At 28.3% G+C, this 14603-nt stretch carries 16 protein-coding genes; 14 read left to right on the top strand and 2 right to left on the bottom strand.

Annotated elements, in window-relative coordinates:
- Positions 1-116: 116 nt before the first annotated feature.
- From glmU to truA, 7 genes are read left to right on the top strand one after another with little or no spacing between them, the layout of a single operon-like run.
- Positions 117-1409, top strand: a complete 1293-nt coding sequence (gene glmU / locus L8T90_RS00570) for a bifunctional UDP-N-acetylglucosamine diphosphorylase/glucosamine-1-phosphate N-acetyltransferase GlmU (protein ID WP_263736419.1) — start codon at positions 117-119, stop codon at positions 1407-1409.
- A complete protein-coding gene (gene coaBC / locus L8T90_RS00565; RefSeq protein WP_263736418.1) occupies positions 1406-2569 on the top strand; it encodes a bifunctional phosphopantothenoylcysteine decarboxylase/phosphopantothenate--cysteine ligase CoaBC in 1164 nt (387 codons plus the stop codon). The genes glmU and coaBC overlap by 4 nt, the downstream gene beginning before the upstream one ends.
- Positions 2566-3186 (top strand): hypothetical protein, encoded by a 621-nt coding sequence (locus L8T90_RS00560; RefSeq protein ID WP_039626453.1) that lies wholly within the window; start codon positions 2566-2568, stop codon positions 3184-3186. Before coaBC ends, L8T90_RS00560 begins: the two co-directional genes overlap by 4 nt.
- Position 3187: 1 nt before the next feature.
- Entirely contained in the window at positions 3188-3856 is a 669-nt protein-coding gene (gene uppS / locus L8T90_RS00555; RefSeq protein WP_214125459.1) for a polyprenyl diphosphate synthase, read from the top strand.
- Positions 3853-4602, top strand: a complete 750-nt coding sequence (locus L8T90_RS00550; RefSeq protein WP_263736417.1) for a prepilin peptidase — start codon at positions 3853-3855, stop codon at positions 4600-4602. The genes uppS and L8T90_RS00550 overlap by 4 nt, the downstream gene beginning before the upstream one ends.
- Positions 4599-5624, top strand: a complete 1026-nt coding sequence (locus tag L8T90_RS00545) for an LptF/LptG family permease (protein ID WP_115645724.1) — start codon at positions 4599-4601, stop codon at positions 5622-5624. The genes L8T90_RS00550 and L8T90_RS00545 overlap by 4 nt, the downstream gene beginning before the upstream one ends.
- Positions 5624-6358 carry a tRNA pseudouridine(38-40) synthase TruA gene (gene truA / locus L8T90_RS00540; protein ID WP_263736416.1) on the top strand — a complete coding sequence of 245 codons (735 nt, stop codon included), beginning with the start codon at positions 5624-5626 and terminating at the stop codon, positions 6356-6358. The genes L8T90_RS00545 and truA overlap by 1 nt, the downstream gene beginning before the upstream one ends.
- Here the strand turns inward: truA and L8T90_RS00535 are convergent.
- Complete coding sequence (locus L8T90_RS00535) at positions 6312-7190, bottom strand: EamA family transporter (RefSeq protein WP_263736415.1); 879 nt, start codon at positions 7188-7190, stop codon at positions 6312-6314. The genes truA and L8T90_RS00535 overlap by 47 nt on opposite strands.
- 1 nt (position 7191) lies before the next feature.
- The gene (locus L8T90_RS00530) at positions 7192-7644 is read right to left on the bottom strand and encodes a methylated-DNA--[protein]-cysteine S-methyltransferase (protein WP_263736414.1); all 453 of its coding nucleotides are present in this window, start codon (positions 7642-7644) and stop codon (positions 7192-7194) included.
- Positions 7645-7753: 109 nt separating this feature from the next.
- On the opposite strand from L8T90_RS00530, the gene L8T90_RS00525 reads away from it, so the two are divergent.
- The 7 genes from L8T90_RS00525 to L8T90_RS00495 all read left to right on the top strand — a co-directional run bounded on the left by L8T90_RS00525 (position 7754) and on the right by L8T90_RS00495 (position 14603).
- Positions 7754-9001, top strand: a complete 1248-nt coding sequence (locus tag L8T90_RS00525) for an ankyrin repeat domain-containing protein (RefSeq protein ID WP_263736413.1) — start codon at positions 7754-7756, stop codon at positions 8999-9001.
- Positions 8998-9744, top strand: a complete 747-nt coding sequence (locus L8T90_RS00520; protein ID WP_263736412.1) for an SDR family NAD(P)-dependent oxidoreductase — start codon at positions 8998-9000, stop codon at positions 9742-9744. Before L8T90_RS00525 ends, L8T90_RS00520 begins: the two co-directional genes overlap by 4 nt.
- Before the next feature lie 16 nt (positions 9745-9760).
- On the top strand, positions 9761-11473 hold the full coding sequence (locus L8T90_RS00515; RefSeq protein WP_263736411.1) for a Na+/H+ antiporter NhaC family protein: 1713 nt from the start codon (positions 9761-9763) through the stop codon (positions 11471-11473).
- Positions 11474-12514 carry a tRNA (uridine(54)-C5)-methyltransferase TrmA gene (trmA, locus tag L8T90_RS00510; RefSeq protein WP_263736410.1) on the top strand — a complete coding sequence of 347 codons (1041 nt, stop codon included), beginning with the start codon at positions 11474-11476 and terminating at the stop codon, positions 12512-12514. It begins immediately after the preceding gene.
- A 54-nt stretch (positions 12515-12568) separates the two neighbouring features.
- Positions 12569-12991, top strand: coding sequence for a MarR family winged helix-turn-helix transcriptional regulator (locus L8T90_RS00505; RefSeq protein WP_318529931.1), 423 nt, complete (start codon positions 12569-12571; stop codon positions 12989-12991).
- Positions 12992-13002: 11 nt separating this feature from the next.
- Positions 13003-14175, top strand: a complete 1173-nt coding sequence (locus tag L8T90_RS00500) for an MFS transporter (RefSeq protein ID WP_263736409.1) — start codon at positions 13003-13005, stop codon at positions 14173-14175.
- Positions 14176-14243: 68 nt separating this feature from the next.
- On the top strand, positions 14244-14603 hold the full coding sequence (locus tag L8T90_RS00495; RefSeq protein ID WP_052243414.1) for a CoA-binding protein: 360 nt from the start codon (positions 14244-14246) through the stop codon (positions 14601-14603).

The raw sequence follows: 14603 nt of genomic DNA, 5'->3' as shown, positions 1-14603 counted from the left end.
TAAAAGCGTTATTTTAGCAATTTTACTCTTAAAAGAATAAAAATGATTTTATAAAAATAAGAATTTTTACTTTAGCTTGTTAAAATAAGCAATAATTTTTAAAACAAAGGTAAATTATGAAAATTTCTGTGCTTATTTTGGCTGCTGGACTTGGCACGCGTATGAAATCACAAAATCCAAAAGTGCTTCAAAAAATTTGCTCAAAAGCAATGATTTTACATATTTTAAAACAAGCATATAAAATTAGTGATGATGTATGTGTGGTGCTTTCTCATCAAAAAGAAAAGGTTGAGCAAGTTGTTTTAGAGCATTTTCCAAATACACGCTTTTTAGAGCAAGACTTGCAAAATTTTCCAGGTACTGCAGGGGCTTTAAGAGGTTATGAGAGTAAGCATGAAAAAGTTTTGATTTTATGTGGTGATATGCCTTTAGTTAAGGCAGATGATTTAGAAAAAATAGCTTTAAATGAAAGTGATTTTAATGTGGCAGTTTTTGAGGCAAAAGATCCAAAAAGTTATGGAAGAATAGTATTAAAAGAAAATAAAATTCAAAAAATAGTAGAAACAAAAGATGCAAGCAAAGAAGAACTTGCTATAAATATTTGCAATAGTGGTGTTTATGCTATAAAAGCACAAATTTTAAAAGAAGTATTGCCTTTGATAAAAAATGATAATAAAGCTAAAGAGTATTATTTAACTGATGCGGTTTATTTAGCAAAAGAAAAGGGCTATGAAATCGATGCGGTATTTGTAAATGAGCAAGATTTTATGGGGGTAAATGATAAAATTGAGCTTTGCCTAGCTCAAGATCTTATGCAAGAAGCGATTAAAAAGGAATGGATGAGGCAAGGAGTGATTTTTCACATGCCTGCGACGACTTTTATTTCAGATGAAGTTGAGTTTGTAGGCGAGTGTGAAGTGTATGAAAATGTGCGCATAGAAGGAAAATCAAAAATCATTAATTCTATCATTAAAAGTTCAAGTGTGATTGAAGATAGTATAGTGGAAAATAGCGATGTGGGTCCTTTAGCGCATTTGCGTCCAAAATGTCAGCTTAAAAATACCCATATAGGAAATTTCGTAGAATGTAAAAATGCTTTATTAAATGGAGTTAAGGCAGGACATTTGAGTTATTTAGGAGATTGTGAAATAGATGAGGGAACTAATATAGGTTGTGGTACTATCACTTGTAATTATGATGGGGTTAAAAAACATAAAACCAAAATAGGTAAAAATGTTTTTGTGGGTTCAGATACGCAATTTATCGCTCCGGTTGAGATAAAAGATGAGGTAATCATCGCAGCGGGAAGCACCGTGTGTAAGGATGTAGAAAAAGGTTCTTTACATATTAATAGGGCAAAAGTGCAAATCATAGAAGATTTTTACTATAAAAAACTAGGTAAAAAATGAAAACAATCTTACTAGCAGTAAGTGGAAGCATAGCCTTTTATAAAGCTTATGAGCTTATTTCTTTATTAAAAAAAGAAGGCTTTAGGGTTAAAGTTTTGCTAAGTCAAGGAGTTTTAAAATTTGGCACTAAGCTTAGCTTTGAAGCTTTAGCAGATGAAATTTTATGTGAAGATAATGAAAGTTGGCAAAATACTAATAATCATATAGCTTTTAGTAAGACTTGTGATTGTGTGCTTTTTGCGCCTGCTAGTATAAATTCTATTAATAAATTAAACCATGGTATAGCAGATAATTTATTTATTCAAACTTTAATAGCAGTAGATAAAAATAAACCATTTTTAATCGCACCTGCTGCAAATACAAACATGTATTTACATTTTAGCACTCAAAATTCTTTAAAAAATTTAAAAGAGCAAGGTTATATTATCATTGATCCTATAGTTAAAACTCTAGCTTGTAAAGATAAGGGCTTAGGTGCTTTGGCTGAGCTTGATAGTATTATAATTACTTTAAAAAGAAGCTTAATGCAAGAAGATTTTTTTAAAGATAAAAGTTTTGTTATAAGCGGTGGTGGAACTAAAGAAAAAATTGATGATGTAAGATGTATTAGTAATTTTTCAAGTGGAAAAATGGCAAAGGCAATTGCTGATGCCTTGTATTTTTTAGGTGCTAAAGTAGTGTTAGTTAGCTCAGTAGAGTTTAAAACACCTTATAAATTAGAAAAATTTGAATCTTCTTTAGAACTAAAAGAAAAATTGCAAAAATACAAAGATTTTGATGCTTTAATTATGGCTGCTGCTGTGAGTGATTTTACTCTAAAAGCTTATAAGGGTAAGATTAAGAAAAATGAGCATTTAAATGGACTTGATTTAAAATTAAAGCTGAATGAAGACATCTTAAAAAATTTAGATTTTAAAGGCAAAAAAATAGGCTTTAAAATGGAATTTGATGCGCAAAATGCTTTAGAAAATGCTAAAAAATCTTTAGTTAGTAAAAATTTAGATATGGTGTGTTTAAATGTCTTAAATGAGCAAATGAACTTTGGAAGTGATGAAAATAGCATTTGTTTTATCACTAAAGATAGTATTTCTCAAAGTTCTAAACAAAGCAAAGAAAAACTTGGCTTTATTTTGGCACAAGAATTAAGGAAACTTTGGTGAATATCATCAATTCAACCTTACCTGTAAGAATGCAAATTTTAGAAAAACGCGCATATAATCGCTATGTATTGCTTTTAAATACTAAAAAGCTTGAAACAAAAAGTATGATAGAGCTTGAAGTAGGGGAGGAATATTTAGCTGAAGTTTATGAAGATAAGGGCGTGATTTCTTTTAAAAATCTTTTGAAAAAACCTAAAATTAGACTTTTTGAAGAAGGGGCTGAACTTATAGAAAAGCTTTTACAAGAAGGCGATGAAAAAGCTTGGTATAAAAAATTCATTATCCAAAGACTTATGGAAAGTAAAAGCGCGTATGAGTTTGAAATTTATAAGGAAATGTTTTTTGCATTTTTTGAAGGAATTTATCATATACCTTTTGTTTATGAGGGAAATAGGGCTTTGTTTGAAGCTAAGAAAAATGGAAATATTTTAGAGGTGTATTTGTATTTTGAAATTTTTGGTGCTTTAAAAATTATAATTGATAATGGTAAAATCACGCGCATACAAACACCTTTTGCCAAAGTAGCGCATTTTTTAAACGAGTATTTTAAATTTGAAGTAGTTAATACGCTTAATCCTATGTTTGTTTTTAAAAGATTGATGGATATAAAGGGATAGAATGAATGAGTTAAAACATCTTGCTGTGGTAATGGATGGCAATAGAAGATGGGCCAGAAAAAATGGACTTTTAGAAAAAATTGGCTATAGTCAAGGTGCTAAAGTTGTTGAAAAAATCATAGAAGTATGTATAGATGAAAAAATTCAAAATTTAACCCTTTATGCTTTTAGTACAGAAAATTGGCAAAGACCAAAAGAAGAAGTGGAGTTTCTTTTTAAACTATTAAATAAATATCTTGATGAGTCTTTAAATAAATTTATAGCCAATGAAGTGCGTTTTAAAGCTATAGGAAATTTAAGTCTTTTAGATGAATTAACCTTAAAAAAAATACAAAATTTTCAAGAACAAACTAAAAATTACACAAAATTATGCGTTAATTTAGCTATTTCTTACGGAGGCAAGGATGAAATAGTTAGAGCGGTTAAAAAGGTGATTGAAAAAAATCTTGAAATCAATGAAGCAAATATACAAGCAAATCTTGACTTAAGCGAGGATGTAGATTTGTTTTTAAGGGTAGGGAGTGCTAAAAGAATTTCAAATTTTTTATTATGGCAATCAAGTTATGCAGAAATTTATTTTAGTCAGACCTTATTTCCTGCACTTACTAAAAAAGAAATCGCAAATATTATTACTGAGTTTAAAAAACGCAAAAGAACCTTTGGTAAATGATATTTTTCTTTTTATTATTAGGACTTTGCGTGGGTTCTTTTGTCAATGTTTTGATTTTAAGAACGATTAATAAAGAAAGCATAATAAGTCCAAGATCAAAATGTCCTAAGTGTCTTAAAACTTTGAAATTTTATCATCTTTTTCCTTTGTTATCTTTTGTATTTTTAAAAGGCAAATGTGCCTTTTGTAAGGAAAGAATTTCTTTGATTTATCCTTTTAATGAATTTCTTTGCGCGTGTTTGTTTGTCTTTGCTTTTTGTTTAATCGAAGATGTTTTTAAAATTTTAATTTTTGCCTGTATGTTAGCTGTATTATTAGCACTTTCTTGGATGGATTATTATTTAAAAGCAGTGAGTGAGCTTTGGCTTTGGATTTTATTTATTTTAGCTTTTTGTTTTGATTTTTTGCAAAATGGTTTAAATTTAGAGGATTTTCAAGATAGCTTTTTATTTCGAGTGTGTTTTGGGGCGGGGTTAATTTTCATACTAAAAAGTGTGATTAATTTTATTAAAAATTTTAAAAAAAGAGATGAAATTTTAGAAAGTTTAGGGGAAGGTGATGTTATAATAATAGCTTTGATTTTTGGAATTTTTGGCTATGAAAAAGGCTTTTTGATTTTATTTATTGCAAGTTTTTTAAGTCTTTTGATGTTTATAAAAATAGCCAAGAAAGATTATCAAATGCCTATGATTCCTTTTTTATTTTGCGGAATTTTGATTAATCTAAGTGTAGAAAGTATATTATGAAACTAGTTTATAAGTATTTGCTTAATCAGTTTTTAAGCACAATGTTGTCTTTATTTTTCACCTTATTTATTATTGTTTCGATTATATTTTTTATACAACTTGCTAAAATTACTGCTTATATTGAAATTACTTTTTTTGAATTAATCAAATTATATATTTTTCTTTTACCAAAGATATTGATTTTTACTTTACCCATATCTTTTTTCATAGCTTTGACTTTGGCCTTTTATAGGCTTTCTAGGGAAAATGAAAGCACGGTGTTGTTTGCTTTGAGTATAGCTCCAAGCATGATAGCAAGTTTTTTTGCAAAAATTGCAGCTTTGGTAAGTGCTTTTATGCTTGTGGTGGTTTTGGTTTTTATACCTATATCTTTTGAACTTTTTGATAATTTTGTAGATTATAAAAAAATTAGCGCTAAAGTAAGCATAAAAACAGGAGAATTTGGACAAAGATATGGGGAATGGCTTGTTTTTATTGATGCTAAAAATTCTGATGAAACTTATAAAAATATCATAATGTATCATCCAAAGAAAAATCTACAAGATAAAGAACAAGTGATTTTAGCCAAAGAAGGAAAGTTAGAAACAAATGATGGGGTTATTACTTTTAAGCTAGATGAGGGAAAGGCTTATGAGATTAAAGAAGAAGATTGGCATATTTCTAGTTTTAAAAATTTATTAATTAAAAGCAAGCTTTCTTCTAAAGAATTAAATACTCAAAGTTTTTATGGGTATTGGTCTGATGTAACAAGCAATAAAGAAAAAGCAAAAGAATTTGTTATTTATATTCTTATAGCTTTATTTCCTTTAGCTAGCGTGCTTTTTGCACTCTCTTTTGGTATAGTAACTTATCGTTATGAAAAAGGTTTTGCTTATTTTGGAATTTTTGTGATTATTTTTGCTTATTTTACGCTTTTGATTAGTTTTTATAATCCTCCTTTTGTAGCTATTGCTGTGATTTTTTCAAGCTTTTTAATTACTTCTTTGTTTTATTTTAAAGCAAAAATTGCAAGTAAGTATTAATGCTTTTAAAATTAACTTTTTCTTATGATGGTTCTAAATTTCAAGGTTCAGCTACCCAGCCACATAAGTTTAGTGTCCAAGATACCTTAGCACAGGCCTTGTCGCATTTGGGTATTTATGAAAAGCCTTTATTTGCTTCAAGAACTGATAAAGGTGTGCATGCATTTAATGCAGTCGCTTGTGTAAAAGTGGGAGAACATTTTAAAGATTTTGTATATTTAAAAAATAAAATCAATCATTTTGCGCACCCATTTATACATATAAAGCATATTCAAAGAATGCAAGAAAATTTCCAAGTGCGTTTTGATGTGCAAAAAAGAGCATATCGCTATATTATAAGCCATGAAAAATATAATCCTTTTTTAGCTTCTTATGTGCATTTTTATCCAAAAATAAATATTAAATTAGCCAAGGAAATTGCTTTTTTATTTGAAGGAGAGCATGATTTTAAACTCTTTCAAAAAGAAGGCTCTGATAATAAAACAAGCATAAGAAAAATGTATAAAACTAGAGTTTATGCTTATAATAATTACACTGTGTTTTATTTTGAAGCAAATGGCTTTTTAAGATCACAAATTAGAATGATGATGGCAAGTATTTTAAAAGTATTAGAAGGAAAAATGAGCCAAAATGAGCTTTTAGAACAAATCAACGCTAAAAAAGCTCATTGTAGATTTTTAGCTCCTGCTAGTGGTTTGTATTTGAGTAAGATTTCTTATTATAATAATGCATGATTTTTTTATGTATAAAAAATGAAAAAAGAATGATTAAAGTCCCCATGCAAAAAGGTAGCAGTTCTACATCTACTCCAAAAATACTCATGTTGATAAAAATACTTATAGGTATAATGGCATTATTCATCAAGGCTAAAACTCCACTATCTACTTCAGTAGAGCCTTTATTCCATAAAAAATATCCAAGTCCTGAAGCAATAGTCCCAAGATAAATCAAAGCTATCCAAGAGCTTAAATTGGATGGTAAATTATTATAATCTCCAAAAAATAAAAAAGCAGGTAAGGTTATACTGGTTGCGCCTAAATAAAAATAAGCAAAGGCTTCTTTTTGACTTAAGTTTGTATTTTTTTCTAATAAAATTTTATAAAAACTTTGTCCAGCTCCAAATACTAAATTAGCCCCCTGAATAAGTAAAAAGCCATATAAAAAATTAGAGTTAATATTATCAAATTTAACTACAAAAGCACCCATAATGCATATAAAAATACTTATGAAATATAAATATCTAAGATTTTTTGAAAAAAGCCCATAAAAAAGCACAACGTAAAAAGGTGTAAAAATCGTAAAAAGCGCTACTTCACTTACACTTAAATATAAAAAAGAATGATAATAAAATAAATTCATCACGCCAAGTTGCAAAGCTCCAATGCCTATGAGTTTTAGTTTTAAATGCAAATTTATCTTAAAATTTAAAAAAGGTAAAAATACCAATAAAGATAAAAAAACTTTTGCAAATGCTGCAAAAAAACTATCCATTTCTAATGTAATAAAATGTCCAATTAATGGAAAAGAAAAAGCCCAAATAAAACTTGCTAGCAATAAACTTGGCATTTTAAAGCACGCCTTCTAATTTAAGTAAAGCCTCTTTGATAAATAAACCACCATTGTATCCACCTAAGTGATTTTTAGCTACCACTCTATGGCAAGGTATAAAAATTGCAAGTTTATTTTTAGAATTTGTATTACCTACTGCTCTAAAAGCTTTTGGGTGATTGATGAAAGAAGCAATTTCTTGATAAGTTTTAGTTTGCCCATAAGGAATTTTTATCAAAGCTTTATATACTTTTTGTTCAAATTCACTTCCTTGAAGAGCTAGAGGAGTATTAAAAGCAAAAAGTTTTTTGTTAAAATAAAGGTCTAGTTCTTCTAAGGCTTGTTCTAAAACAGGGGGTTTATCTTTGGTAAAATTAGGTTTATATATAGTAAAATCAACATTAATAAGCTTATCTTTATCACTTTGTAAAAGAATATAAGCAAAATTAGCCTTGTAAAAACTTTGATACATATTTTTCCTTATTTAAAAGCAAGCATTGTATGAATTTTAAATTAATTAATTGTTATTAAAGCAAAAATTTAGTTAAAATAGTGATTTAATTTATATTCAAGGAAAATATTTGAAGATTTTATTATTTAGTTTGATTATAAGTTTAAATGCTTTAGCTTTGGATTATAGTTGTGAGTATGTTAAGGAAAATAAAGCTGATTTTTTCAAAGAATTTGAGCCAAAAAATACACAAGATTTTGCTCAAGTGGATTTAAATTGTGCTTTTTCTTTAAAAAATTATCAAATCACAAAAAGATTATATGAGCTTGCTAATGAAATCAGAGGAAGTAATAGTGCTTGTATGGGTGGAGAATATTTTAGTGATTTGAGAAAATTTGATTTTAAATTATTAGAAATTGCACTTGATCCACAAGGCTATCAAAAGACTTTACAAGATCCTATAATACTTGAAGAAAAATTTGCAAAATTAAAAGCGTATTTTAGATTTTGGGCTTATCAAAGCATTGGAAATTTTAAACTTTTTAAGGAATTTTGGAAAGAATATAATAATGCGATTAATCCTTTAACAAGATATTTTCAAAAGGAATTTAATTTAGATAAAGCAAGTGCAATTTATTTTGCTAGTAATGCTTTGAATGAATTTTTAAACTGGGCAGTTGGTGAGACTAAAATCTTTAAAGATATTTCAGATTTTGAAAAATTTGTAGCTAATAAAAATAACTCTTTGGAGCAGATTAAAGAGTATATTTATACTAAAAAAATTAGTAATTTAGAATTAAACAATGGTTTTAAATCAGCCTTGTTAAATAATAGAGAAAGTGAGATTATAAGAGAATTTATTAAATTAGGTGTAAAAATAAATGAAGGTTATGAGTCTGCTTTATTTTTTGCACTAGATAATGCAGAAAATGTTAAGCTTTTGCTTGAAAATGAAGCGGTGGTTGATTATAAAAATTCTTTTGGAAAAACACCTTTGTTTTATGCTGTTGAATATAACAACTATAAGGTTGCCAAGCTTTTGCTTGAAAATGGTGCAAATGTAAATCAAAAATACATTAATGATAATGAAAAACTTTCTATTGCCAGTATGGGAAGCAATACGCCATATTTTATCACCTTATGCGCGCTTGAGCACACTTCTAAAAATATCTTTATGCATGGAGCAAATTATGCTGATGTAAAAATGCTTAAACTACTTATAGATTATAAAGCTAATTATAAAGAAATAGATGATTTAGGATTTAATGCTCTTGATTTTGCCATCATTGCAAAAAAAGAAGAAAATATTAAATTTTTAAAAAAACTTGGTTTAAAAGAAAATGAAAATTTGATGTTATATGAAGAGGCGCAACCATGAAAATTGCTTTAATAACAGGGGTAAGTTCAGGTTTTGGATTAGAAAGTTTAAAAGCTTTGATAGAGCTTGATTATAAGGTTATAGCTATAGCAAGACGCAAAGAAAGATTGGAAAAACTACAAGAGCTTTATGGGGATAAAATTTATCCTATCGTGCTTGATGTTAGAAATAAACAAGCAGTTTTTACAGCAATTGAAAATTTACCTCAAGATTTACAAAATATTTCTTTACTTGTTAATAACGCAGGTCTTGCTTTGGGTTTAAATGAGTTTGATTCTTTGGATATTGAAGATATTGAAGCTATGGTAGACACTAATATCAAAGGCTTTTTATATATAGCAAGAGCTACTTTACCTTTGCTTAGAAAGGCAAAAAATGCTCATGTGATTAATCTTGGTTCAATTGCGGCAAATGTGCCTTATTATGGAGGTAATGTTTATTGTGGAACTAAGGCTTTTGTGGCACAATTTTCTAAAGCTTTAAGAACGGATTTGCGCGGAAGCAATATAAAGGTAACTAATATAGCTCCGGGGCTTTGTAAAACTGAATTTAGTGAAGTGAGATTTAAAGGTGATATTAAAAAGGCTGATGAGGTTTATGAAAATACTAAATATATTAAAGCTGAAGATATAGCAAAAATTATTACTTTTATTATTAGCTTGCCTGAGCATATTAATATTAACGAAATTGAACTTATGCCTGTGACTCAAACATGGGCAGGAACTTTTAGCGAGAAAATATAAAAACTTAAGGAAAAATATGAAAATTTTTTATTTATTATTAGCTCCTTTATTATTATTTGCTGATGCACAAGCAAATGCAGAACTTTTTGGAGTTTGGACGCTTTTACCACCGGTGATAGCTATTATTTTAGCTTTTATCACTAAAGATGTAGTGCTTTCGTTGTTTATTGGTGCATTAAGTGGTACTTTTATGCTAGGACTTATTGAAAATAGCATTTATCATGCTATTATTGCTTCTTTTACAGGCTTTATTTCTAAAGTGGTAAATGCCATGGCAAGTCCTGGTAATGCAGGAATTTTACTACAAGTTTTAACCATAGGTGGGGTTGTAGCTCTTATTACTAAAACAGGTGGTACTAAAGCTGTGGCTGTTTGGCTTTCTACTAAAGCTAAGCAGGCAAAAAGCTCACAATTTGCTACTTGGTGTATGGGGATTTTTATTTTCTTTGATGATTATGCCAATTCATTAATCGTAGGTCCTATCATGCGTCCGGTAACAGATAAATTTAGAGTAAGCCGTGAAAAACTTGCTTTTATTATGGATGCAACCGCAGCGCCAATTACTGGTCTTGCTATCATTTCTACTTGGATAGGACTTGAAATTTCTTTAATTCGTAGCGGATATGATTTAATCGATAATGCAACTTTTGCGCATTTAGGTATAGTAAAAGAAGAAATCAATGCTTTTGAAATCTTTGTACAAACCTTACCTTATAGATTTTATAATCTTTTTATGCTGATTTTTGTTGTTTTAACTATTTATACAGGTAGAGAATTTGGACCTATGTTAAAAGCTGAGCTTAGAGCTAGAGCGGGTAAATTTTCTCATGGTCATGAGCAAATTGATAATATAGAAGATAAGGTTTTAGAGCCAAAAGAGCATGTGAAATTACAAGCTTCTAATGCTATTATACCTTTAGCTGTTTTGATTGTATTTTCATTTATAGGTTTTTATTTTAGTGGTTATAATGCTCTAGATGATGCGAGTATTAAAGCACAAATTGATGCAGCACCATTTAGTTTATTTGCTTTTAGAGAAACTTTTGGCGCAGCTGATGCTTCGGTTGTATTATTTCAAGCAGCACTTTTAGCTACCATAGTAGCTATTATTTTAGGAATGTATAGAAAAATATTTACTTTAAAAGAAGCTATTGCGGTTTGGACTCATGGTTGGAGAACTATGATTATGACCGTGATTATTTTACTTTGTGCATGGTCATTAGCTTCTGTGATTAAGGATTTAGGAACTTCTAAATATTTAATTGATTTATTTTCAGATAAAACGCCTATTTACTTGCTTCCTACGGCAATTTTTATTTTTGCTTCTATTATTTCTTTTTCAACAGGAACTAGTTATGGGACTATGGGTATTTTAATGCCTTTAGCTATTCCTTTAGCTATGGCTGTTGGTGTTCATAATGAATTAAGCGGAGCAGGGTTGCACCAATATATGATTATTAATATTTCAGGGGTTTTAACAGGAGCTATTTTTGGAGATCATTGCTCGCCAATTTCTGATACAACTATACTTTCATCTATGGGAAGTAAGTGTGATCTTTTAGCTCATGTTAGCACGCAAATGCCTTATGCTTTGAGTGTTTGTGCTATTAGTATACTTTGTGGTTATTTACCAGTAGCGCTAGGACTTAATGTATGGCTAGGGCTTGTTTTTGGAATCTTAGCTATGATAGCTTTACTTTTTGTAGTTGGCAAAAAGGTAGATGCATAGATGCATTTTGAAGAAAAAATTGCTTTAAATAAAGTATTGTTTTCTTCTTTATATGATAAAGAAATTCAGTGCTTTAAATCACCTTTAAAAGCTTATAGAACTAGGGCAGAATTTTCTATATATCATCATGAAAATGGGGAAATTTCTTATGCAATGTTTGAAAGTAAGAAAAAAATTCCTATTGAAAAATTTGACATAGCAGATGAAAAAATTCAAGACTGTATGCCTATTTTATTAAATAATCTAAATGAAAATTTAAAACATAAGCTTTTTGGAGTAGAATTTTTAGCTACAAAATTAGATTTAAGTATAACTTTGCTTTTCCATAAAAATATAGAGTTAATTGTACAAGATTTACAAGAATTAGCAGAAAAATTAAATCTCAAACTCATAGCAAGAAGCAGAGGTAAAAAACTTATATTTAATGGGGAGAATTTAAGACAAGCTTTAAAAATCAATACAAATGAATTTTTATATGAGTTTAATAATGATTGTTTTATCCAGCCTAATACTTTTATCAATGAAAAGATGATTGAATGGGTTATATCTTGTATTGGAAGTGATTTTAAGCAAGATTTATTAGAGCTTTACTGTGGTTATGGAAATTTTACCATAGCTTTAGCAAGAAATTTTAACAAAGTTTTAGCAACTGAAATTTCTAAAAAAAATATCGAATTTGCTTTAAAAAATTGTGTTTTAAATTCTATTGAAAATATAACTTTTACAAGACTTTCTAGTGAAGAGTTGAGTCAAGCTTTGAAAAAAGAAAGAGAATTTAACCGTTTAAAAAACATAGATTTAGATAGCTTTAAAATATCTCATGTCTTGGTTGATCCTCCAAGAGCAGGGCTTGATCTAAGTGTGATTGAACTTATTAAAAATTATGAAAATATCATTTATATTTCATGCAATCCTATCACTTTAAAAGAAAATCTTGAAATCTTATGTCAAAGTCATGAAATTTTAAATTTAGCTTTTTTTGATCAATTTGCTAATACTCCTCATCTTGAATGTGGGGTGTATTTAAGAAAAAAAGCTTAGTATAAGTTAGAATTTATACAAGCTTTGTTATTATAAAAATAGTTGATTTAATCAATTAATTTTTATAAAGGATTTCTTATTTTATTTCAAAAAATTACTTATACAAATAGAAAAATACTCTATCAAGTCAATGAAATTTTAAAACCCTTTGGACTAAAATCAAGTGATTGGAGGGTTTTTGTATATTTAAATCAGCATGGTTATAGCGCTTTAGCTCCAATATGTGAGTTTTATCAGATGGATAAAGCTATACTTTCTAGAGTTGTTTCTAAATTAGCAAAACTTGAATATATAGAGTTTTTAAAAGCAGATGATAAAAGAGAAAAAATCATTACTTTAAGCGCTAAAGGTAAAGAAATTTTTTTAGATGCAAATGCTTATATAAGAAAATATGAAAGAAATATTTTAGATATCTTAGATGTAAAAGATCAAGAAAGACTTTTAAAATTACTTGATTATATCAATGAGAAAATTTAAAAGGTTTTTTTATGGGATTAAGTAAAAAATATAATTTATTTAATATAAATTTTTTCTGTATTTTTGGGATAAATTTTGCTATTTGTCTTGTTTTTTATATGAGTACTATTTCTAGTACAGATTATGTTTTAGGTGTTTTAAACCTTCAAACTAGCACAGCAGGTCTTATTATGGGAGCTTTTGTTATAGGCGCTTTGTTATCTAGACTTTATTTTGGTTCTATAATCGATGATGTTAATATAAAAAAGGTTATAGTGTTTTCACTTTTGTTTTATCTTTTTATTAATTTGCTATATTTGAAATTTTATAATGTATATTTTTTGATTTTAATACGCTTTTTAGCAGGGGTTTGTTATGGAATTTGTTCTTGTGCTTGTGGGGCAGCTATTGCTAGGATAATACCTAGCAATAAAAGAGGAGTTGGAATAGGATATTATGCTACAAGCGTTGTTTTAACTTCAGCCTTAGGGCCTTTTTTGGCTATAAAACTTGACTCTATCAATCAATTTTGGCTTAGTTTTTTAATAGCTTGTTTGAGTATTGTCTTTGCATTAGTTTTATCTATTTTTTTAAAAGTAAGAAGATTTAAAAAACATCATCATATAAAAAGAAAATTTAGTATTTATAATTATTTTGAAAAATCAGTTTTAAATTTAGCCTTAGTGACTTTTTTACTCGCATGTCCTTTTGGTGCTATTATAGCTTATATGAGTGCTTATACCCAAAGTTTAAATTTAGCTTTTGCCGGATCTATGTTTTTTGTAATATATGCTGGATTTTCTATGGTTTTTAGACCACTTGCTGGTAAAGTGTTTGATAAATATGGTGCTAATATTGTGATGATTTTTTCCTTTTTGAGTTTTATAGTATGTTTGCTTTTACTTGCTTTTGCATTAAATTTTTATATGATTATTTTAGCTGGAGTTTTTTGTGCGTTAGGTTATGCTAATGCTACTTCAAGCGCTCAAGCTTTAGCTATAAAACTTGCACCTAAAGAAAAAATGGGCTTGGCTAATTCTACATTTTTTATAGCCTTAGATTTTGGTATAGGAGTAAGTCCTTATTTGCTAGGCATTATAGAGCCAAGTATAGGTTTTGCTAATGTTTATGCTTTTTGCGCTTTATTAGTTGTAATGGCTTTGATTTTGTATTGTTTGTTGGTTGTAAAAAAAGCTTCTTGTTAATTTGATTTTAGATACAATGCTTTAAAAAGGAAAAAGCATTGTGTGATAGTTATAAAATATTAAGTACTATGAAAAATATAGCCATTATAGGACTTAGCCCTAATCAAGATAAACCTTCTCATTTTGTAAGCAAATATTTACAAGATTTAGGTTATAAAATTTATCCCATCTACCCTAAAGAAGATTTTATTTTAAATGAAAGAGTTTATAGAAACTTAAAAGAAATCCCTTTTGAAGTTGATACGGTTGTAATGTTTAGAAAAGCAAGTTTTGCAAATGAAATTTTTGAGGATCTTTTGAGTAAAAAGATTAAAAATTTTTGGATGCAACTTGGCATTATCAATGAAGAAATAATGCAAAAATGCAAAAAATATGGTATAAATTGCGTTCAAGATCGTTGTATTAAAATAGAACTACAAAAAGGATAA

The organism is Campylobacter sp. RKI_CA19_01121 (assembly GCF_025771295.1).
GTDB lineage: Bacteria > Campylobacterota > Campylobacteria > Campylobacterales > Campylobacteraceae > Campylobacter_D.
Note: the sequence above shows the minus strand (reverse complement) of the source record. Positions and strands in the feature narration are given on the sequence as shown.